At 34.6% G+C, this 23,816-nt stretch carries 15 protein-coding genes and 1 pseudogene; 10 read left to right on the plus strand and 6 right to left on the minus strand.

Annotation, left to right across the window (positions count from 1 at the left end):
- Positions 1 to 427: 427 nt before the first annotated feature.
- Together A9G35_RS09510 and A9G35_RS09515 are read left to right on the plus strand one after the other, a co-directional pair.
- Entirely contained in the window at positions 428 to 1,768 is a 1,341-nt protein-coding gene (locus tag A9G35_RS09510) for an OprD family outer membrane porin (RefSeq protein WP_442903179.1), read from the plus strand.
- A gap of 10 nt (positions 1,769 to 1,778) precedes the next feature.
- Entirely contained in the window at positions 1,779 to 4,457 is a 2,679-nt protein-coding gene (locus A9G35_RS09515; protein WP_065636644.1) for a beta-N-acetylhexosaminidase, read from the plus strand.
- A gap of 71 nt (positions 4,458 to 4,528) precedes the next feature.
- Here A9G35_RS09515 and rraB read toward each other — a convergent pair whose 3' ends face one another.
- Positions 4,529 to 4,924, minus strand: coding sequence for a ribonuclease E inhibitor RraB (gene rraB / locus A9G35_RS09520; protein WP_065636645.1), 396 nt, complete (start codon positions 4,922 to 4,924; stop codon positions 4,529 to 4,531).
- 70 nt (positions 4,925 to 4,994) lie between these two features.
- Between rraB and rnm the strand changes: the two genes are divergently transcribed.
- The 4 genes from rnm to A9G35_RS09540 all read left to right on the plus strand — a co-directional run bounded on the left by rnm (position 4,995) and on the right by A9G35_RS09540 (position 9,305).
- Positions 4,995 to 5,828 (plus strand): RNase RNM, encoded by an 834-nt coding sequence (gene rnm / locus A9G35_RS09525; protein ID WP_065636672.1) that lies wholly within the window; start codon positions 4,995 to 4,997, stop codon positions 5,826 to 5,828.
- Between the two features lie 110 nt (positions 5,829 to 5,938).
- Positions 5,939 to 6,559, plus strand: coding sequence for an L-threonylcarbamoyladenylate synthase (locus tag A9G35_RS09530; RefSeq protein ID WP_034909803.1), 621 nt, complete (start codon positions 5,939 to 5,941; stop codon positions 6,557 to 6,559).
- Between the two features lie 80 nt (positions 6,560 to 6,639).
- Positions 6,640 to 7,650, plus strand: a complete 1,011-nt coding sequence (rluB, locus tag A9G35_RS09535) for a 23S rRNA pseudouridine(2605) synthase RluB (RefSeq protein ID WP_081300191.1) — start codon at positions 6,640 to 6,642, stop codon at positions 7,648 to 7,650.
- A 284-nt stretch (positions 7,651 to 7,934) separates the two neighbouring features.
- Complete coding sequence (locus A9G35_RS09540) at positions 7,935 to 9,305, plus strand: hypothetical protein (RefSeq protein WP_065636646.1); 1,371 nt, start codon at positions 7,935 to 7,937, stop codon at positions 9,303 to 9,305.
- 170 nt (positions 9,306 to 9,475) lie between these two features.
- Here the strand turns inward: A9G35_RS09540 and kptA are convergent.
- A pseudogene (kptA, locus tag A9G35_RS09545) lies at positions 9,476 to 9,997 on the minus strand (RNA 2'-phosphotransferase); the annotation flags it as partial.
- A gap of 244 nt (positions 9,998 to 10,241) precedes the next feature.
- A complete protein-coding gene (locus A9G35_RS09550) occupies positions 10,242 to 11,258 on the minus strand; it encodes an amidohydrolase family protein (protein ID WP_218057253.1) in 1,017 nt (338 codons plus the stop codon).
- Positions 11,259 to 11,718: 460 nt separating this feature from the next.
- Here A9G35_RS09550 and A9G35_RS09555 point away from each other — a divergent pair, with 460 nt between their 5' ends.
- Positions 11,719 to 12,009 (plus strand): putative quinol monooxygenase, encoded by a 291-nt coding sequence (locus A9G35_RS09555; RefSeq protein WP_065636647.1) that lies wholly within the window; start codon positions 11,719 to 11,721, stop codon positions 12,007 to 12,009.
- A gap of 47 nt (positions 12,010 to 12,056) precedes the next feature.
- Here A9G35_RS09555 and pbpC read toward each other — a convergent pair whose 3' ends face one another.
- Both pbpC and argS read right to left on the minus strand, forming a co-directional pair.
- Entirely contained in the window at positions 12,057 to 14,396 is a 2,340-nt protein-coding gene (gene pbpC / locus A9G35_RS09560; protein WP_065636648.1) for a penicillin-binding protein 1C, read from the minus strand.
- 103 nt (positions 14,397 to 14,499) lie between these two features.
- Positions 14,500 to 16,233 (minus strand): arginine--tRNA ligase, encoded by a 1,734-nt coding sequence (gene argS / locus A9G35_RS09565; protein WP_065636649.1) that lies wholly within the window; start codon positions 16,231 to 16,233, stop codon positions 14,500 to 14,502.
- A gap of 213 nt (positions 16,234 to 16,446) precedes the next feature.
- Here argS and zntB point away from each other — a divergent pair, with 213 nt between their 5' ends.
- From zntB to mgtA, 3 genes are all read left to right on the plus strand, one after another.
- The gene (zntB, locus tag A9G35_RS09570; RefSeq protein WP_176701417.1) at positions 16,447 to 17,448 is read left to right on the plus strand and encodes a zinc transporter ZntB; all 1,002 of its coding nucleotides are present in this window, start codon (positions 16,447 to 16,449) and stop codon (positions 17,446 to 17,448) included.
- Between the two features lie 72 nt (positions 17,449 to 17,520).
- Positions 17,521 to 19,413 carry a DNA topoisomerase III gene (locus A9G35_RS09575; RefSeq protein WP_065636650.1) on the plus strand — a complete coding sequence of 631 codons (1,893 nt, stop codon included), beginning with the start codon at positions 17,521 to 17,523 and terminating at the stop codon, positions 19,411 to 19,413.
- Between the two features lie 948 nt (positions 19,414 to 20,361).
- Positions 20,362 to 23,070 (plus strand): magnesium-translocating P-type ATPase, encoded by a 2,709-nt coding sequence (gene mgtA, locus A9G35_RS09580; protein ID WP_065636651.1) that lies wholly within the window; start codon positions 20,362 to 20,364, stop codon positions 23,068 to 23,070.
- 336 nt (positions 23,071 to 23,406) lie between these two features.
- Here the strand turns inward: mgtA and A9G35_RS09585 are convergent, their stop codons facing one another.
- Positions 23,407 to 23,637, minus strand: a complete 231-nt coding sequence (locus A9G35_RS09585; RefSeq protein WP_065636652.1) for a YdcH family protein — start codon at positions 23,635 to 23,637, stop codon at positions 23,407 to 23,409.
- Between the last annotated feature and the right edge of the window lie 179 nt (positions 23,638 to 23,816).

The raw sequence follows: 23,816 nt of genomic DNA on the forward strand, positions 1-23,816 counted from the left end.
AGGATTCTATACCGTCATAAGTTTAAAAAATTCTAAAAAAGTCCGTTATATTATTTTTTTTAATAAAAAAAGTTGTGACTTTTATCTAAAAATTAGCATAAAAATCGATCTTTTTAGTGATTATGATCACGATTTAGAGTGTTTAATTTGCTAGATAAAATATGTTTATGCATTATAAAAATACATATTTACCTCATATCTGAATTTAAATATGTTCCTAAATAAAGCTTAGTTTTCGAATGTTTAAAATAAAAGTTACTTTGAAGTTCAATTTATTAATAATAATCATATGTTAATAAGTTTTACTGTAAGTTAAATAGCATAATTTCATTATTTTAGGAAAATAAATATGAATATTTATAATGCAAAAATGATACCTAACCGATTAAATCTTTTAACTAAACTTATTTTTTCTTTTTCTGTTTTAATGGGGGTAACAACTCCAGTTGATGCCGTCTATGAAAATCATTTTTTCGATGATGCTTCATTAACTGGTAATATCTTTTTCTGGAATCGTGATCGTGAACGCAAAGATATTGATACACATAAGTATGAAAAAAACCTAAGACACACTTCATTCAATACTAATTTGGATTTTAAATCAGGCTATATTGCCGATAGATTGGCTATTGAACTTGGTGGTTATGGCGCTTGGGAAGTCAGTAATGGCGGTAATGGACACCCAAATGAAATAGGATTTAGTGGTGCTCATACCCGTTGGGATGAGGATTGGAAGAAAGATGTCAGTGGACTTAGTTTTTATAAAGCACAAGCAAATTTTAAAATTGACGAATTATTTTGGGTAAAAGCAGGTTATATTCAACCCTCAGGTCAAACGTTACTTGCACCACACTGGAGTTTATTACCAGGTACTTATCGAGGTTTTGAGGTAGGGTCAACTCTTGATTTTGATAGCGCTGGAGCATTGTCGATGTCATATATGTGGAGTGATAAATATAAAGCACCTTGGTATAAACGGCTTTATGAATTTAAACAGTGGGGAAAAGGTAAAAAAATTAATTATTTACATTCTGCCGGTTTGAAGTATGACTTTAAAAATGACTTAGTATTAGAAAGTGCATTTGGACAAGCACAAAATTATATGAACCAATTTTTTGGTAAAGTATCTTATAAAATGGAAGTGTTTGATAATCCTATGATTATGAGCTACCAATTTTATGGCGCTAAAGATCAATCGCATAAAGGTACAGATGTATATGATGGCTTAGCGTGGTTGCAAGCAGCAACATTAGGCTATCAAGTTGGTGCTATCGGTCTACGATTTGAAGGCGTTTCGGTTAAAGCTGATGGAGAACAGGGATTCTTTTTACAGCGTATGACACCTGATTATGCTTCATCAAATGGTCGTTTAGATATATGGTGGAATTCTCGCTCAGACTTCAATGCCAATGGTGAAAAAGCAGTGTTTGCTGAAGTGACTTATGATTTAAGTCATCTATCTCATTATTTAGCGGGTTGGAAAACAGGTGCGTCTTATGCCTATGGTTGGGATGCAAAACCTAGCACTAATCGTCAATACAATCAAAAACAGCGTTTGATTGAATCTGCATATAACTTTGATTTAGGTTATACCGTGCAAGAAAGTTGGGCAAAAGATACAACCTTCCAATTGCACTATACCAAATATAACAACCATTCAAATATACCGAGCTGGGGTGGTGGATACGGTAATATTTTCCAAGATGAACGAGATATTAAATTTATTGTTACTATTCCATTCACTGTTTTTAGTGCTAAACAAAAATAGGTAAAAAATGATGAAAAAGATTAAGGCAACGATATTAGCAACTTCAATTCTTTCTTTGTTAAATATATGTGCGATTCAATCAGTGCATGCTTCTCAACAAATTGCTGATTTGATTAGTTCTCAACTTAATGTTAAATATGAAGTTGTCGACAATCAAGCAAACTCAAATGGCGTTAACTGTTCAGCTTTAGGTGCTGATTGGGCTTCTTGTAATAAAATCATGATTTCACTTAAAAATACTGGAACAGCCATTAATAATAAAGATTGGGCTATCTATTTTGATAATATCAGAATGATTCTAGCTGTAGACAATGATCAGTTTAAAATCACCCATATTACAGGTGATTTACATAAGCTTGAGCCAACAGAAAAGTTCACTGGTTTTCCTGCCAATACAACGGTGAATATTCCAATTATTGGGGAATATTGGATGCTTAGTGAAAGTGATGTTATGCCACGTTGGTATGTAACTTCCAGTGATGCTAACCCCAAAGTTATTGCTAACACTAATACGGATTCTGACAATTTATCAGCATTTGTTGCACCAATAAAACAACAATGGAAAAGAACGGCTGATGATCACAATATTTTAATGACGCCTGCTAACCGTTTTGAATATAACGCCGATATTAATAAATTATCTGAATCATCGTTACGAGGGCAAATTCTACCGACACCAAGCAAACTTACAATAGGTAAAGAGGATGTTATAATTGATCAGCAAGGAGTTAATTTGATCCTTAATGGTTTAAATCAAGAAAGTTTAGCTATTTTAAAAGCACAATTTAAAGCATTAAACATTGCAGTAACAGGAAAAGGTTATCAAATAAAAGCAACCGTTGATCCTAAACAATTTAAGCAAGAAAAATTTGGCGCTTATCAATTAGATATCAAAAAGGATAAGACATTAATCACCGCTTATGATGAAGCAGGAATTTTTTATGCCATTCAATCCATTTTATCTATCATTCCCGTAAATCATTCAAATTCAATACCAATGCTAAATGCAGTCGATTCGCCACGTTTTGTTTATCGAGGGATTATGCTTGATATTGGGCGTAATTTTAAATCTAAACAAGCCATATTAAGTTTATTAGATCAAATGGCAAAATATAAAATGAATAAATTTCATTTTCACTTAAGTGACGATGAAGGTTGGCGAATTCAAATTTCTGGATTACCAGAGCTAACCGATATCGGTAGTAAACGCTGTCACGACCTCACGGAGCAAAATTGTTTATTACCACAATTAGGTTCGGGACCTGATAGTAATACGAGTGGATCAGGATTTTTAAGTCGTAATGATTACATTGAAATTGTCAAATATGCAAAAGCACGCTTTATCGAGGTTATTCCTGAAATCGATATGCCTGCACATGCCAGAGCCGCAATAGTATCAATGGAAGCACGTTATAAACGCCTAATGAATGAAGGAAAAGAGCAACAAGCTAATGAGTATCGTTTAGTTGATCCAACCGATACATCCAATACCACAACGGTACAATTTTATAATCGCTTAAGCTATTTGAATCCTTGTCTTGATTCATCTAAACGCTTTGTTAATAAAGTTATCGATGAAATCGCAAAAATGCATATTGAAGCAGGGCAACCGCTTAATACTTGGCATTTTGGTGGTGATGAAGCTAAAAATATCCGTTTAGGTACAGGTTATCAAGATCTGCAAGCAAAAGAAAAAACTGATATTAAAGGTACTATTGATCAAAGTATTGAAGATCATCCATGGGCTAAATCACAAGCTTGTCAAACTTTTGTAAGAAAAGGCAAAGTGAAAGATATTGAGCATCTACCAAGTTATTTTGCACAACAAGTCAGTACCATTATTAAAGATCATGGCATAAACCATATGCAAGCATGGCAAGATGGTATGAAACATGCCGAAAATGCCAAATCTTTTGCGGTTGATAAAGTCACAGTTAACTTTTGGGACACATTATATTGGGGGGGATTTGATTCAGTTAATGAATGGACAAATAAAGGTTATCAAGTAATTATCTCTAATCCAGACTATGTTTATTTAGATATGCCATATGAAGTGAATCCAAAAGAGAGTGGTTACTATTGGGCAACACGTTTTAGTGATGAACGTAAAATATTTAGCTTTGCGCCCAATAATTTACCACAAAATGCTGAAACTTCGGTTGACCGAGATGGTAATCCATTTACAGCTAAAGGTACTATGAACTGGTCAGGTGCTTATGGGCTATCAGCACAAATTTGGACTGAAGATATCCGTAGTGATAACAAAATGCAATATATGGCTTTTCCTCGTTTACTAGCGGTTGCTGAAAGGGCTTGGCATCAAGCTGATTGGGAAATGGCTTATCAAAAAGATCGCCAATATCAGCAAGGTGAAACACATTATGTAGATAGCAAAGCGTTACATGATGATTGGAATCGCTTTGCTAATTTACTTGGACAAAGAGAGCTAGCTAAACTTGATCTTGCGGGTATAAATTATAGATTACCTATCCCTGGTGCAAAAATTGTAAATGGTAAATTAAACGCCAATATTGTATTTCCTGGTTTAAACATTGAATATTCAACGAATAATGGAAAAAATTGGAAACTTTATACTGTTCCAGTGGCAATTAATAAAGATAACACTATCTCTATTCGTAGTATTTCATCAGATCAAAAAAGAACAAGTCGTATAGAAAAGCTAAATTAAGCTTTAAAACACTAATATTCTTATCCGTTTATCGGATAAGAATAAAGCCTAAGAAAGGGAGTTGATGATATTTAATGAAGTGTCTCCATAAGCTCAGCTTCATCAAAATCGTTATCATTCCCATCTTCAAAATAAGTACCCCAACCATCATATGTGACGCCAAATTGGGTAGTAAGTGCGATGATTTCTGCAATTTGTGCATTTATTAGTTCGGCATTGAGTAGGCTTTCAGTAACAATATCAAAAGCGATAATAACATTGCCTGCATCGTCAATATCTTCATCGGGATCGGTTGCCTCATAGCCTAATTTATAGGCTTCTACTGCCACTTTTTCTAATTTATCAAAATGTTGTGATGAAATGTGATGCTCAATGATATAAAGTGCATGAGGATCGCTACCATCTTCTAATAGTTCCTCAATAATTGTGCTAGTATCTTGTTGAGCAAGGCGAATTTGATCTTTCATAATATACCTTTTAGTGGTCATGCAAATTGTGTGGTATATTACACGTTTCAAAATAATTTTCGAGAAAAAAATGATCGTTGATTTACATTCACATACTACGGCATCGGATGGTCTTTTAACACCTAGCGATCTTGTCAAAAGAGCTGTGGATAACCAAATTGCTATTTTGGCTATTACCGATCATGACACCGTTAAAGGTTTACCTGAAGCTCAAAAAACGATTGCTAACGAAAATTTACCTATTAAATTAGCTTGTGGTGTTGAAATATCAACTTCTTGGAAAAACAACGAAATCCATATTGTTGGGTTAAATATTGATATTGCACATCCTGAGTTAATGGCACTACTATCATCACAAGAACAAGGAAGAATCGATCGAGCGTTGGCTATAAGCCATAAATTAGCTAAAGTTAGCATTGAAAACGCTTATCAACAAGCACAACAATTTGCAAAAGGAGACATTGTTTCGCGTGCCCATTTTGCAAGATTTTTAGTTGCTAACGGCTATGTTAAAGACATCAAACGCGCTTTTAAAACGTACTTAGGCAAAGGTGGTTATGCTTATGTACCTGCAACATGGTGTAGTATTTCAGATGCGGTTAATGCCATTCATGCTGCAGGAGGGCAAGCAGTACTTGCGCATCCAAGTCGCTATGATCTAACTTTAACTAAATTGAAATTATTAATAAGTGAGTTTAAAGCTAGTGGTGGGGATGCAATTGAAGTTTCACAAAGCAGGCAAACACAAGACGATTTACAAAAATTAGCTAAATTAGCCAATGAATTTGAACTATTAGCATCACAAGGATCGGATTTTCATGGTGTTGACACCTATTTAGATTTAGGTAAAACAACCCCATTGCCCGGTAGTGTTATACCAATTTGGCATAATTGGAAACTCTAAATAAATCTGGATTACAATGGATTTATATTCGTGCTTTATCATAAGATTAACAGTATAAAATTTAATCATGCAAATCAGATTAACAACAATAATTGGTATAAAAGAAAATTATGAGTCAAACTTTTTATATTCATCCAGATAATCCGCAAACTCGATTATTAAATCAAGTTGTCAACATATTAAATGATGGTGGTGTTATAGCTTTTCCAACAGATTCAGGATATTCGCTGGGTTGTTTACTTGATAATAAGTCAGGCGTTGATCGAATTTGTCAAATTCGTCAACTTGATAAAAATCACAACTTTACCTTGATGTGCCGTGATCTTTCTGAACTATCTAGTTATGCTTTTGTAGATAACACAACTTTTCGGTTACTAAAAAATAATACCCCTGGTAAATATGTTTTTATTTTACAGGCAAGTAAAGAAGTACCCCGTCGATTGATGAATGAAAAACGCAAAACAATTGGACTAAGAATTCCTGATAATAAAATTGATTTAGCGTTGCTCGAATTATTAGGGCAGCCATTAATGACTGCAACATTAATTTTACCTAATGATGACCAAGCGCAATCCGATCCCGACGAAATAGAAGATAAAATAGGTTATCAGCTTGATGCGATTGTGCACGGTGGTTATATAGGTCAACAACCTACCAGCGTAATTGACTTGACTAATGACTATCCAACAATTATTCGTAAAGGAAGTGGAGACACTAAGCCATTCGAATAAATGTCCATTTTTTATTGTCAATATATCGACAATATAGCTAATAGAAAATTGATACCTGAGAAGGTAACAGCGAGGATTTTATGAAAAATAGCAAATCAGCATTCCCACAACTTGGCAAAAAGACAAATAGCGTTAAAGCAAAGGAAAAGCAACTCTATGAAAAACCAAAAACCTCAAGAGTACCAGCTATTACACGCAAAACATCGGTACATGATAATACTGAAAAACTCCAAAAAGTATTAGCTAATTTAGGTAATGGATCACGCCGAGAGATTGAAGCAATGATTGTGGACGGTAAAATCAGTGTAGATGGTAAAATTGCCACATTAGGTGATCGGGTTGATGTTAATGCCAATCCGAAAATTCGTATCAATGGTCATTTAGTTCAGCTAAGAAGCAAAGAAAAAGAAGTTTGCCGAGTACTAGCTTACTACAAACCAGAAGGTGAAATTTGTTCACGAAACGATCCTCAAGGACGTGCGACGGTTTTTGAGCGTTTACCTAGATTAAAAAATGCTCGTTGGGTGAACATTGGCAGACTTGATATCAATACATCGGGTTTATTATTATTCACAACTGATGGTGAATTAGCTAATCGATTAATGCATCCACGGCACGAGATTGAGCGTGAATATGCAGTGCGAGTATTTGGTAATGTGACTGATCAACAAATTAACCAACTTCGTAAAGGAGTGCAACTAGAAGATGGCCCAGCCTCATTTCAATCAATTAAAGCACAAGGTGGTGATGGAATTAACCAATGGTTTAATGTAGTTATAACAGAAGGCCGTAATCGGGAAGTTCGTAGAATGTGGGAAGCTATTGATGTGCAAGTTAGTCGATTGCTACGCATTCGCTATGGCAATATCACTTTACCCAAAGGATTATCACGCGGTACATGGCTTGAGTTAGATATTGAATCAGTCAATTACCTGCGCCAAATCGTAGGTATGCAACAGCAAGAAAAAAGCTTTGTCAAAACCTCATCCGACAAACGGTTGCAGCGCCCTAAACGAGCTAAACTAGTCAATTTATCAAAAGCCCAACGTTCACCGCGTCAAGCAACAGCAAAAAAAACAACCAGAAAATAGTTTTTTATACTCTCAATAAAGTTAGCTTTATTGAGAGTTTTCAAAATATTATCTAACTCTCTATTATTGTCATTATCATCTATTGATTTTAATCTATTAATTTCGATTTAATTGTTGTTTAGCAAAAAAAGTTAATACATTATTTAAAAATTTTTATAAGCTAATCAGCAACAAATACGGACTAATTTAATTAGTTACAATTAATAAAATAGTTTTATTTGCAATGAATTGGTAATTTAGTTAAAACCTACTAGAAAGGAAATATTATGAGGATAGCCATAACAATGTTATTTATTTTTCTTTTAACAGCTTGCCATGTTCGTACCGCTGAACAGGCTTATAAAGAAGGAAAATATTTAGAAAGTATAAGTTTATTAACACGTAGTATTGAAGAAAAAGGTGAAGCAAAATTTGATAAAGATAAAGCTGAAAAATTAATCACGATGGTCAGTAATATTATGGCTCATTACGAAACTAATTTAGCTAACACACCAAGCAACGATTACAAAAATCGTATTGATATTTATCAATGCCTACTTAAAATGAAAATGATGTTAAGAGATCGTTTTTATAGCCAAACGGTCAGTTTTTTCAATGATAAATACGATATCACAAAGCTAGAACAAACCATTGCTAAACAATATTATGATTATGGTAACTCTATAGCAGGCAAAGATAGCCAAAGCTATCAACAAAAAGCAGAATTATACCAAAAAGGTTTAGAACTATATAATTACAAAAACATTGAAGCGTTATACAAAAATGCTAACACCAAATATATGCACCTTGCTGCTAAAGAGTATTATGATCAAGGAAAAATATTAGAAAAGCAAGGTGACTATAAAGCAGCATCAGACGCATTTAATAATGCCTCGGCTGTATATAAACCGCTTGGCAAGTACAAAGATAGCGACAAACTTTCTATTGATAATGATAGAAAATATTCTCAACAACAAGCCGAAATCGCTTACGATCAAGCTCAACAACTAGCAAAAACAGCAATTCATCGTTATCAATTCCGAGAAGTAGCTCAATACTATGCATCAGCAGTTTCAGCTTATCGACAATATGGATATTTTCGTGATGCAACTTCACAAGCAGAAAAGTACAAGAAAAAAGGCAAAATAAAAATTTATTATAATTCTTCAGAATTAAAATCTTATGTACTAGATATATTAAGTAAAGACTTTATAGAATTTATTATTTATGAACCTAGTCAAGCGGATGTCACAATCCGTGTCAAAACAAATGTTGAATTTTCTGATCTGGGGCAATCGGTTAACAATGAAACTAAAACCGAAAAAGTATTTGATAAATATGTTGAAATTACTGACGAAAACGGCAATAAAAATCAAATCAAGACCTATAAAGATCAACCATTTAATTTACAAACGGTGACTCACAGCAATAAACTTACCTTAACGACTGAAATTGAAGCTCATGGCATCTATAGTTACAGTAAATCATTTAATATTGTTAAAACATCTGCAAAGCATGATTATATCTATTCTGGCAATGTACCAGCAAATTTGCGTAATTACAGCGAAGGAACATTACAAAGTAAAGATAGCTTACTTCAAGCGGCAAAAGAACAGCAATTAACAGAGTTAAAAGTATATCTAGAAGATATGGTTCGAGATCTTTCATATTTATAATTGCTATAAATGCCATAACTCAAACTTAATTGAATAAAAACGACTTACTCATTGATGCTCATTTTAGTAAATGAGTGTTCAATGAGTAAACTGAATGTTATCTTTTATTTATTTGCAGGTTTGCTTTAATTCGTTAAATATTAACAAGCTCAGTCTGGATTAAATCATATTTAGTCAAAGATTAAAAAAGTATTTGGGACAGTACCAGTTAGCCAAACACCGTTATCGGCTAAATAAAATTTGAAGCCTTGTTGATACATTAGTAATGATTTTACTTTTAATACAATTGGTTTACCGTGTCGTTTTCCTACGGTATTTGCGGTTTGTTCATCAATCGATAAATGAACATAATGGCGATCGCTGGCAATTAATCCTTTTTCTTTAATTGAATCAATAAAACGTGTTGCGGTGCCGTGATATAGAAATTTGGGGGGAACTTGTTCTATATGATTAATTTTTACTTGTTGTGTTGAGTGACCTTGCGCGGCTCGTATTTTTAAACCATCATCTGAAATAGTAAAACGCTTTTTATCACTTGTTTTGACAACTTCTTCTATCAACTCCCTAGTTATAGATTCGCCATGTTGATTAGCTTGTAAGATCAGTTTATTAATATCGACCCATCCCTCAATGTTTAAGGTTATACCAATGGCTTCTGGTTGATGTCTTAATACATAACTTAAAAACTTGCTTTTTTATCTAATTGTTTTTTAATGTTTTTTATCACCAAACGGTATAGACTCCTGAATATTTTTTACAAAATATAACCTAAAAATGAACAGTCGAATAAATAGCAATAGTGATGGCATAGCTTACGTAAAAATTACGCAGTTTGTTTTCGTGTTCTAATCCTACTTTACTTTTATTATAGATAATTCCCTACTTTTGGGGCTTTACTATTTTAAGAAGGGAATTACAAGCTGATTCTACCCCAAATCAATCAATACCTAGCACCATTCGCCCATTTTTAGTTGCCACATTCACCACATTATCTAAATCGGTATAACGGCATCCAGTGACTAATAATTTAAGTTCTTCCCACATGTTACCCGTTGAAAACGGTAGCATGTAATCGCTGACATTATCCGTGCCAATAGCAACAGGAATACCCGCAGCGGCGAGTTCATCCACTGGCGTTAGTGAGTTACGAGTAGGGCCATGCTCTTCACGGCGAGGGCTATCGATCCAAGCAAATGGGCAGGCGATAACCATCATTTTGGCTTCTTGCATTTTTTTGTAGAGTTTTTGACGATACTCTAAACTATGCGCAGTAATTGATATGCTATGAATCGCAACCACACGTCCATGCATACCGTGTTCAAGGGTTTTATCAGTAAGCTGTTCTGTTTCGATTTCATCTTGTGAATTAAATTGGTCAACATGCACATGCACCATTTTGCCTAATGATTTACCAGTTTGCATTAAAACGTCAAGATGTTTAAGTCCCATACCTTCACCATGATCACGCTCATCACGACGTGGCAAACCGCCAATAATATCAACCAAATCAGCGCCTTTATCAAACCAATAACGCGCCTCTTTATCAATAACACCTTTAAGTGTTTGATTGACTAATTTTATGATGATGTCGTTTTTATAGGTTTCTCGAGCCCGTAATGCCCCTTTAATAGCACGCTCTTCTGCAATAGGGTCAATATCAACAAACGATCCCATGGCACTAACACCTTGCTCAATCATTCGCTCAACCGCCATACTAAAATGTCGATAATAATCCTCCTCGCTCATCGACGCTTTGACTTTATCTAGCGTATCCCATTTTTCAATTAATGATTGTTTTTGATAAATATCAAAACTATCAACCGAGATAGTAAAAGCACGATCTGCATGCATATGCGAATTAACCCAACCACCATTTTGCTTAATTTTATTGATTAAATAAGCTTTTAAGCTTTGATCTCGACTGGTTAATAGCATTTTTTTATTATCGGTCATAATCTGCCTCTACAATTCTGTTTAAAATAAAAAGATAAAATCGAATGGTGCAGACAAAAAAATCCTCCAAAAAAGGAGGACAAAATATAATATAATATCAATAATTTTATTGGTTAAAATGATTGATTTACTATTACTCATTGTACTAACGCCATATCGATTCAAAACTGCAGGAATTCTAACCAAAATATTGGTAATAGCAAGTACTATAATTCATAAAATATATAAATAAATGAAATGGTTAAAGTATTATTTTTTAGATTTTTTGCTTTTGAAAAACATCTTTAATCAGTTTAATGTCTATAAAAATAAGATATTTAATACTAACTAATTATTTATTAATAATAATTTATTGTCACAAAAATGAGATTATTAACCTTAAATACAGCTTTTGGATATTAGCTGTAGCAAGCGTATACTACACTAACAACTTATTTTGAAATATAGGTAGTCTACTAACATGAGTCAATTAAATATTATTGCCACAATCACAGTTAAACCAGAATTCTATGACGCATTTCAGCCAATTTTTAAACGTCTAGTAACAGGTAGTCGAGCTGAAGCAGGTTGTTTACGCTATGAACTTAATCAAAGTATAGATAATTCAAATATCTTCATAGTGATCGAAACATGGGCATCACAGCAGGCAATTGATTTTCACAACACAACGCCACATTTTGTTGAATTTGCCAACTTTGCTAAAGAACATACTGATAGATTAGAGATTAATATTGCCAAACAAGTAATATAACTTAAAAGATGATGATAGTTAACATTTCGGGTTAACTACCATATTAATTAATCAAACAGTTCGATTTTTATATTCCGTGAATCACTTCGCCCCATATCGTCAAGCACTAAAATTTTGAAAGTCCCGCTTTGTGTTGGGATCCAGCTAAGAGCCTTACGAGGTTCGGTTTGCCCAATAAAATTGTTATCAACAAACCAATAAAGTGATTTAACATCACCATCACTATTAGCAGTAAAACTGATTTGCTCATTTTTTTGTTTTGCGGCTCTAAATTGATAAACCACATTCTTGAGTGGTGAGGTTATTTTAGGTGGATCACCCAAATAATTTTGTGATGAACTACAATGTTTTGTTGATGGTGGTGATTTTTTAGGAATCCCTGCTTTTGCAAAAACAGCCGCCAAATCTGATGGCCAATATTCAAAAACAGCTAAATGAGAAGTTGTAAAATCATAAGGCGGACAAACGGCTTTACCTGTTTGATTATCGATCATAACAGGTCTAAAAATCGTATCGGGATTAATTGGCGACACACCGGGAATAAACCACGTTTTCCCTTTTGCTTTACACCATTGCGTCAACAAATTGCCGCTAGTTAGGCAAATGTCAATGCGTTTTAAATTGGGTGGTAATGGGCGATTGGATTCACGCAAATTAGGATAATAGGCGTTAATACTATCGACAATATTAAAAAACAGCGGTGTGGCAGCATCGACACCAACAAAGGCATTATTACCACTACCATCAAAATTACCAAGCCAAACCACCATGGCATAATTGCCAAAAGTCCCTGCAGTCCAAGCATCACGAAATCCCCATGATGTACCTGTCTTCCAAGCAACTGGCACCACCTTTTTTTGCATTTTGCTAAGTACATCTTGTGGACGGGTGTTTTGTTTTAACATATCAATAGTCATAAATGCCGCTTGTGGACTTAATAACTTTTGTGGTTCAGGTAAGGTTGCCGATTCAATAAATTGTAGCGGTTGCCAGCGTCCTTCATTGGTTAACATGGCATATAAACCAACTAACTCTTGCGGACTTACTTCACCACCACCCAATACTAAAGACAAACCATAATGCGCTTCATCGGCAAGTTTTTGAATATGCGCATCGATTAAAAACTGGTAAAAAGTGGGATTATTCAATTTTGATGCAACCCATACTGCAGGAATATTACGGCTATGAATTAATGCATCGGTTGCCGAAATAGGACCACGAAAGTTACGATCAAAGTTTTCTGGCGTGTATGAACCAAAATCAGTTGCTACATCTTTTAAAATTGTACGAGGATGTAAAACACCTTGGTCAATACCAAGCGCATAAATAAACGGTTTAAGTGTAGATCCAGGTGAACGTTTAGCGAGTGTACCATTAACTTGACCTTGAATAGAATTGTCAAAATAATTAGCCGAGCCAATCAGCGCCTTAACCTTCATTGTTTGGGTATCAACCAAAATTACCGACGCATTATTAATACCTTTTATACGATTTCGCTCAATAAACAAATTAACTTGCCGACTGATGATTTTTTGCAGATTATTATCTAACGTAGTTTTAATTTCTTGAGCATCGCTATGCTGTTGTTGAATGATTTGATTAATAAAATGCGGTGCACCAAAAGGCATTCGTTCTGGTTGACGCAAAACCAGCTTTTGCGAAAAAAGAGCGGCAATATTGCTATCAACAAAATATTTTTCTTGCCAACGCTCAAATAATTGGTTTCTTGCTTTAACTAACGCTTTGCCAGCAAATCCTGTTTTTCGATCAACTCGATATGTTGGTGATTGAGGTAATACCACCAAAGTTAACGCCTCAGGCAAATTAACTTGTGAAGGTGGTTTATTAAAATAGATAAATGACGCTGCGCCAACACTTTCAATATTGCGACCAAAAGGGGCATAATTTAAATACGCTTCTAAAATATCATGTTTAGAATACATCAACTCTAACTGTATAGCCCTAGCAATTTGATGCAACTTCCCACCAATGGTTTTAGTATTTAACCGCCAATGCATACGAGCTAGTTGCATAGTAATCGTTGAGGCACCTTGACGGTTACCGCCAGTCAAATAGGTTGCACCAAAAGCTCGCATTAAACTAAATGGATTGATACCAACATGGTAATAAAACCACTGATCTTCGTGCAGTAACAAACCGTTAACAATATCGGGCGAAATATCTTCTAAAGGCGTCCATAGCCGATAACGATCATCATTGGCTAATGTCATGCGAATTAGCTGATTATTGTTATCATAATAACGAGTCGAGAAGGTCAATGGTTCAGAAAGTGGAGCGTGGGGATAGAGCCGAATGGCAACAAGCGCAATGGTTAACAGCAGTAATGCCATTAACTTATTTTGTTGGCGGATAATAAATCTAATCATCGATAGCTAAAAATTCAAAAAATATTGCATATTAGCAAAGCAGCCACTTATGTTGTTATGCTTGTTCGATATTATAAATCCATTAACATAAGTGGCAATTTTGTTACATTTTCTCAACTGTCTTAATACCTAACATATCAAGACCAATTTTCAGTGTTTTCGCTGTTAAACAAGCTAATTTCAAGCGACTTTGTTTTAAGCTTACGCTGTCGGCCGTTAAAATAGGGCAGTTTTCATAAAAACTTGAAAACAGCGTCGCAATTTCATAAAGATAAGCACAAAGTACATGCGGCGTACCTTCCCTTGCCACAGTTGAAATTGTTTCGTCAAATTGAATTAAACGAGTTGCTAAGGCACGCTCTTTATCGGTTTCTAAACTAATATTACCTGTTAAGCTGTCTTCGGCAATATTTGATTTTTTAAATATCGATAACACACGGGTATAAGCATATTGTAGATAAGGTGCGGTATTGCCTTCAAATGACAACATATTATCCCAATCAAAAACATAATCGGTGGTACGGTTTTTTGAAAGATCGGCATATTTAACTGCACCGATAGCCACTGCATCGACGATTTCGGCAAGCTCGCTTTCAGTTAAGTCAGGATTTTTGCTACGAATTAATGTTGTCGCACGTTCACAAGCTTCATCGAGCAAATCATTTAATTTAACGGTATCGCCAGAACGTGTTTTAAATGGTTTACCGTCTTTACCTAGCATCATACCAAACATATGGTGCTCAAGTTTTAATGATTCTGGCACATACTTGGCTTTATGAACAATAGCCCAAACTTGTTCTAAATGTTGATGTTGGCGGGAATCAGTATAATAAAGAATACGATCGGCATGTAATGTTTCGTAACGGTATTTAGCACAAGCAATATCAGTTGTGGCATAAAGGTAACCGCCGTCACGTTTTTGGATGATAACACCCATTGGCTCGCCTTCTTTGTTTTTATACTCATCAAGAAAAACAACAATCGCCCCTTCACTTTCAACCGCAAGCCCTTTCTGTTTTAAATCGGTAACAATATTAGGTAGCATGCTGTTATAAATGCTTTCACCCATAGTGTCTTCAAGCGATAACGTAACATTTAAACGTTTATAAGTGGCGATATTTTGCGTCATAGTAATATCAACTAGCTTGCGCCACATATCACGACAATACTCATCACCACCTTGTAGTTTAACAACATAATTACGTGCCTTTTCAGCAAACACGTCGTCTTCATCATAGTGTTTTTTAGCAGCACGATAGAATGACTCTAAATCTGAAAGTTCCATATCATTGGCATGTTCATTTTGCATTTTTTCAAGATACGCAATTAACATACCAAATTGCGTTCCCCAATCACCAACATGATTGGCTCGAATCACGTTGTGTCCCAAAAATGACAAAACACGCACACTCGCATCGCCAATAATGGTTGAACGCAAGTGACCAACGTGCATTTCTTTAGCTACATTTGGCGCCGAATAATCGACCACAATAGTTTGCGGTTTTGCAGGTAGAGTAATATTGAGCTTATCACTGTTTAATGCAATTTCATTTTGCTCAGCAATCCAGCTATTTTTTAAAAAGATATTAATAAAACCAGGGCCTGCAATTTCAACTTTTTCGGCGATATCATCGATATCTAAATGTTGTAAAACAGATTGAGCAAGATCTCGAGGTGGCATTCCGAGTTTTTTGGCAACAGCCATAATGCCGTTGGCTTGGTAATCACCAAATTGAGCTTTATTTGATTGCTTAATTAAAGCGTCACAGTTTTTATCTGCACCCGCCATAATCATTGCTTGTGAAACGCGTTGCGTTAATAATTGTTGAATATTCACACTAAACCTAATCAATTATCATAAAATGGCTAATATCATACCGAGAATGTGATAAATTGTCACTGTCCGTATAATAGAGAAGCTTTTCTTTATAAAAAAATATATAAAAAAATGGTAAGCAATATCTAATATTTTGGCAAGGATCATTAGTAGCTCCATTTTAATCCAAATTCAGTATATAATTTAAAAAAATCGTAATAAATGGGAATGATAATGACGAATCAAAATAGTGAAAGTATTATTTCTGTTTCTCATCTTTTAGAGGCTAATCCAGCTTTTTGCTGTCAGTTAGATGGTAAAGGTAAAGCTATACCGCTTAATGAACATAGTGTGCCTTCTGTTTCGCAACCATTTTGGATTCATTTGGACTTTGCTAAACAAGAAACGGTTAATTGGATAAATACCACAAACCTAGTTCCTGATTTAATTAAAAATGAGTTGGTAAAACCAAATCAAATATCCAAAGAGATTCGTTTTGAGTCGGGCGTTTTAGTCGTGCTAAAAGGCGTTAATTTTATTCCTAATGAGCTTCCCGATCCTATTGTTACCTTTCGTTTTTTTATTACCGATAACATGATCATTTCAACTCGACATCAACAAATTTCTGCTATTGCGGAATTAAAAGATCGCTTAGAAAAGGGCATTGGTCCTGTGGATGTGGCGGATTGGTTGATTCAAATGTCGGATTTAATTAGTGATCAGGTTAACTTATCTTTTGATAGTGTCCACAATAAAATCATTAAGCTAGAGGATTCAGTATTAAACCAACGTATCTTTTCTTATAAAGAGATCGGTCGGGTTCGTAAACAGTTGATCGTCTTACGCCGATTATTGTCGCCACAACGTGATATTTTTGTAAAAATTTCGACTGAAAGAATATCATGGATTGACGATAACGATCGCCAACGCTTGCATGATATTTCTTATCAACAAAATCATTATGTATCAGATATCGATAGCTGTTTGTTGCGGTTAGCTTCAATTATGGAGCAGATTAATAGCTTTTTGGCCGAATCAACCAATAAACGAATTTACTTAATGTCGCTATTTACTATTATATTTACACCAATTACATTTTTAACCAGTTTACTTGGTGTCAATTTAGCGGGCATTCCTTTTAGTAGCGAAGGCTGGTCTTTTGTTGGGTTGATATTACTGCTTGTTATTATTTGTGTTATTTCGGTTATTTGGCTTAAATATAAAAAATGGTGGTAATTGGGCTAATCTTTTTTGTAAAAAACGAATAACCGTTTATAATTTTGGTATTTTTTATGAATAATTGTTGTTATGCGATCTAATCAGCCCTATCGTCTATTTATTGCTGAAAAACCCAGTTTAGCTAGGGCTATTGCTGATGTGTTACCAAAACCTCATCAAAAAGGTAATGGTTTTATTAAAGCAAGTAATGGTGATGTGGTGAGCTGGTGTATTGGGCACTTGCTTGAGCAAGCCACGCCAGAAGTTTATGATCAGCGATATAAAAAGTGGGTAATTAACGATTTACCCATTGTGCCTGAAAAGTGGATATTGACGCCAAAAAATACGACAGAAAAACAATTTAATATTTTGGTGGATCTCATTAAATCGGCGGATCAAATTGTGCATGCAGGTGATCCAGATAGGGAAGGGCAGTTGTTGGTTGATGAAGTCTTAAATTATTGCCAATTACCGCTAGATAAACGCAAATCAATAAAACGCTGTTTGATTAGCGATTTAAATGCTAGCGCTGTTGAAAAGTCATTACAGCAATTACGCAGTAACCAAGATTTTATTCCTTTGTCTACTTCGGCTTTGGCAAGAGCACGAGCAGATTGGCTTTATGGCATTAATATGAGCCGACTTTGTACTATTGTTGGGCAAAAAAACGGTTATCGGGGGGTGTTGTCCATTGGGCGAGTACAAACGCCTATTTTAGGATTGGTTGTTAGGCGTGATTTAGATATAGCGCAATTTGTACCTAAACCCTTTTATGAAGTTTTTGCCGTGCTACAAACACAAGATAATGAAATCTTCAAAGCCAAATGGCAACCTAGTGAAGCTTGCGCGCCTTATCAGGACGAGGAAGGGCGTGTTTTAGTTAAAAAATTGGCCGAAAATGTTTGTAAACGCATCAATAATCAATCAGGAACAATTGATAAAGTTAGTAATAAAAAGAAAGAACTTGCCCCACCAATGCCATTTAATTTATCGGCACTGCAAATTGAGATGGCTAAAAAAAATGGGCTGAGTGCTCAAGATGTGCTTGATGTTTGTCAATCGTTATATGAAAAACACAAATTAATTACCTATCCAAGATCAGACAGTCGCTTTTTGCCTGAAGAACACTTAAAACAAATTACGGGGGTAAAGTCTGCCATCGAAAATAACTGCCCAGAATTGCAAACCGCAATTAGTCATGCTGATTATACTTTACGCACTAAAGCGTGGAATGACAAAAAAGTAGAGGCGCACCACGCTATTATTCCAACCTTGCGTAAAGCAAAAATGGATAACCTATCAGTTAACGAAAAAGCCGTTTATCAAGCCGTTGCAACGCAATATTTAGCTCAATTTTATCCAGCATATAAATACGCTGAATTGCAAATTGATGTTGATATTCAAGGTGGAAAATTTATTTCTAAAGCTAATCAAATGCTTGATGAAGGTTGGAAGGTTTTATTTCGAAATAAAAACAATCAGATAGAAGCTAATAACGATGATAATGAAAGTAATGGTTTATTAACTAAATTAGTTAAAAAGGGTGAAACAGTGCAATGTATTGATACTGAACTGCTTAGCAAAGAAACCCAACCACCAAGGCCATTTACTGATGCAACATTGTTGTCGGCAATGACGGGGATTGCCCGATTTGTTAAAGATCCTGAAATTAAAAAAATACTGCGTGAAACCGATGGTTTAGGCACAGAAGCAACAAGGGCTGGTATTATTGAGTTGTTGTTTAAACGTCAGTTCTTGACTCGCCAAGGTAAAGCTATACGCTCAACCGAGGTGGGTAAAAACCTAATTTTATCGCTACCTGATATAATGTCGATGCCCGATATGACCGCCCATTGGGAATTACAGTTGGATGAAATTAGTAAAAAAACATTTTCGTACCAACAATTTATGCATCAACTTAATTTATCACTATTAGATCTTGTTAATCAGTTAAAAAATGCAAGGTTAAATATTCGTGCCTAATGGTTAGATACAAACAAATCAATGTGTGGTTAGCCTATCTATTTTGTTTATTAAAATCGAAAATTTAATTTTATTATTGAATAATCTTAGATAGTTAAAAAAGCGTTTTATCAATAAACACATTATGGAAATGTGTTTTATATTGAAATAGATAGTTTTCTAAAACTTTTTGATGAAAATTTTACAAACAGTTAATTGTTTTTTTGCTTAAATAGACTAAACAAGACAACTTGCCACATTATATAATCAACCTGATGACTATAGGTTGTGCTCAACGTTAAATTATAGTCTTTTTATGGAGTGCAAACTAATCAATCATGAAGATAAAAATAACGATAAGTGCTGTTTTTCAATAATTATCACTTTATTATGTCTTTATAGATTGACTTTTATTTCTTAAAAGCGTATAAAATGCGCGCCTTTTGAGCTTTTTTTCCTTTTTTAGTTATTATGAAAACTAAAAATGAGGGTGAAGAAAAGTTGAAATACAAAGTGTAGAGTTCAATTTACAGGAGAAATATGGACACTCAATCGGGTCACCCCAAAATACGGGGAGATAAGTTTAAACACATCATTATCGGTTAATGAACCTGTCTAAATCATCATTTTTTCAGTTCACAAACCGAAATTGATAAAACGGTAACGGTGAACGATATGCATTTTTTTACACGCTATCACACAAATTCAAAACATCAATGCGCACACAGCTTTATGCAGTGTATTTTGCACCTTTCAGAAAAACATTTAGAACCACCGAGTTGTATCTAAATTCTTAATTAATTTTTGCTAATTATATTTAATGCTTAGCGCTATCTATACAAGTAGCTTTATAGGCTAATTTTGCTATGCACTAAAATTTTAGCTCATCACAAAATTTAACTACTTATCGTTATTTGTTAACAATGAGTTGGCATGCTTTTGCCAAAATTATGAATATAGGTACTGAAGATGACAAAAAATGCATCAAAAAATAAAGCACAAAATAGTGCTGATATCAAAGCTATCAACGAATCGCAAAGTAGCCTTGATAGTATTTTATCTAAATTTCAATCTAGTCTTTCGGGGTTAACACAAGAAAGTGCAAAATCACGAATTGAACAATATGGTAAAAACGAAGTTGCCCGTGAAAAGGCACCTTCAATTTTAGTGCAATTATTAATGGCATTTAACAATCCATTTATATTTGTCTTATTGGCACTAGCCATTGTCAGCTTTGTGACCGATTTTTGGTTACCTATGCAAAATGGTGAAGAGACCGATTTAACAGGGATTATTATTATTTTAACGATGGTCTCACTCAGTGGATTATTGCGTTTTTGGCAAGAGTTTAGATCGAACAAAGCGGCCGAAGCTTTAAAATCAATGATTCGCACAACCGCAACGGTATTGCGTCGTGCACATAAAGATATGAACCCTGAGCGCATTGAAATTCCATTAAGTGAAATTGTTCCAGGGGATATTGTTTATTTATCCGCAGGTGACATGATCCCAGCTGATATTCGGTTGATAGAATCTAGAGACTTATTTGTTAGCCAAGCGGTATTAACTGGTGAATCAATCCCTGTTGAAAAATATGACACGTTGGGCGCGGTAACACAAAAAACGACTGATAATATTGAACAATCAGATATTGCTAAAGATAATGTACTTGATGTCAATAATATCTGTTTTATGGGCACCAATGTAGTCAGTGGAACCGCTACTGCCATTGTGGTTGCCACCGGTGCCGATACTCATTTTGGTTCGTTGGCAAAATCGATTGTTGGGTCACGCGCAGAAACTTCGTTTGATCGTGGTGTTAATAGTGTAAGTTGGTTGCTTATTCGCTTTATGCTTATTATGGTACCAATTGTCTTTTTTATTAACGGTTTTTCAAAAAATGATTGGGGCGATGCAGCATTGTTTGCATTAGCGGTAGCCGTTGGTTTAACGCCAGAAATGTTACCAATGATTGTAAGCGCCAATTTAGCTAAAGGCGCTGTTGGTATGGCAAAGCGCAAAGTGGTTGTTAAACGACTTAACGCTATCCAAAATTTTGGGGCAATGGACATTTTATGTACCGATAAAACAGGCACTTTAACGCAAGATAAGATCATTTTAGAACATCATCTTGATATCAATGGTCAGGTCGATTCATCTGTTTTAGAACTAGCGTGGCTTAACAGCTATTATCAAAGCGGTATGAAAAATCTGATGGATAAAGCGATTATTCGTTTTGCCGAAGAAAAGACCCGTATGAAAAAGGTGGGGGCTAGCTTATACAAAAAAATTGATGAATTACCGTTTGATTTTGTGCGTCGTCGTTTATCGGTGGTAGTACAAAATGATAGTGATAACCATTTAATGATTTGTAAAGGTGCTGTTGAAGAAATGCTATCGATTGCAAGTCATGTTTATGAAAATGGCGAATATTTACCATTAGATGATAAACGTAAACAAGCATTAATTGCTTTAGCGCATGATTATAACAAAGATGGCTTTAGAGTGTTAGCGGTTGGTATAAAAGATATTCCCGCTAGCGAAACAAAAGCGCAATATACAGTACAAGACGAAACAGCCCTTGCAATTCGTGGTTTTTTAACCTTTTTAGATCCACCAAAAGAAAGTGCATTTGAAGCAATTTCGGCTTTAAATGAGCATGGTGTGGGTGTTAAAGTTTTAACAGGTGATAACGAAATTATTACTATCAAAGTGTGTCGAGAAGTCGGTTTAGAACCAGGTATACCACTACTAGGCACTGAAATTGAAAAAATGGACGATGCCGAACTTAAAATACAAATCGAACAACGTACTATTTTTGCTAAATTAACACCATTGCAAAAATCACGAATTATTCGATTATTACAAGATAATGGCCATACTGTGGGCTTTTTAGGTGATGGTATAAACGATGCGCCAGCACTTCGTGATGCCGATGTTGGGATATCTGTTGATACCGCAACTGATATCGCGAAAGAATCAGCCGATATTATTTTGCTTGAAAAGAGCCTAATGGTATTAGAGGAAGGTGTAATATGTGGGCGTGAAACCTTTGGTAATATCATGAAATACTTAAATATGACGGCAAGTTCAAATTTTGGTAATATTTTTTCAGTATTGGTTGCTAGTGCGTTTCTACCATTTTTACCTATGCTAGCGATACATTTACTCATTCAAAATTTGCTGTATGATATTTCACAGCTCTCATTACCATGGGACAAAATGGATGATGAGTTTTTACAAAAACCACGCAAATGGGATGCGCTAAATATTAAGCGATTTATGATTTGGATTGGACCAACATCATCTATTTTTGACATCTCAACGTATGCATTAATGTGGTTTGTATTCAGTGCTAATAGCGTTGAAATGCAATCATTATTCCATTCGGGGTGGTTTATTGAGGGGTTATTATCACAAACATTAGTGGTGCACATGCTTAGAACACAAAAAATCCCATTTGTGCAAAGCACTGCAGCATTTCCAGTTATTGTGATGACCTTGTTAATTATGGCTGTGGGTATTTATATTCCGTTTTCTCCACTTGGTGGATTAATTGGGTTAGAACCATTACCTTTGTCATATTTTCCATGGCTTTTAGCAACCTTATTTAGTTATTGCTGTGTTGCACAATTGATGAAACGGATTTATATTAAACGCTTCGGACAATGGTTTTAATACAACAATAATAACTGATTACCAATAACCGCTAAGCGATATAAATGTCGCTTAGCTATTTTAAAATTTATATAGTAAAAGTAATTAAAAATTAATTTATTAACCATATAATTATAACAAAAGGAAATAATCTATGAAAAAACCACATAAAAATTTAATTATGCTGCTCAAAAGCCGAAAACAAAAAAAAGCACAAGCGCAGCTAAATAATTAAAACCCAAATGGTTAGTATAAACATTAGGTTTAAAGATAATAAAAAAACCCCAGTCGTTGGGGTTTTTATTTGCATTTCTTATAATAAATCGATTAATTAAAATTTTTGCAAATGATACTTGGTTATATGTTATCAATTTTATCTGATGCTTTTTTCAAAATTTCATGAATTTCGTCTTTAATTTTTAACTTTTGTTTTTTTAATGCCTCTATCGTTTCGGTTGTGTTAACAATAATACCTGATTCAATATTTTTGATTTTTTGATCGAGTTCATTATGTTGATCAAACAATTTTTGAAAACGTAAATCGGTATTTTTTAATTTAGAAATGATTTCTCGATATTCTGGAAACATAACGCCTCCTTATTTAGGCTAGATGGAATAATAACAATAGCGACTATTGCTAATTCAGAATACAATATTATTAACTCGTTTCATAGAAAAATTATTTTTATAGATGGGGGCTGTTTTATAAAAAGGTTATTATTATAAATAAACTGCTGTTAGAGCAAAATTTTTTCGTGACAGATTTG

Origin of the sequence: Gilliamella sp. Choc5-1 (genome assembly GCF_001690595.1) — a bacterium.
GTDB lineage: Bacteria > Pseudomonadota > Gammaproteobacteria > Enterobacterales > Orbaceae > Gilliamella > Gilliamella apicola_M.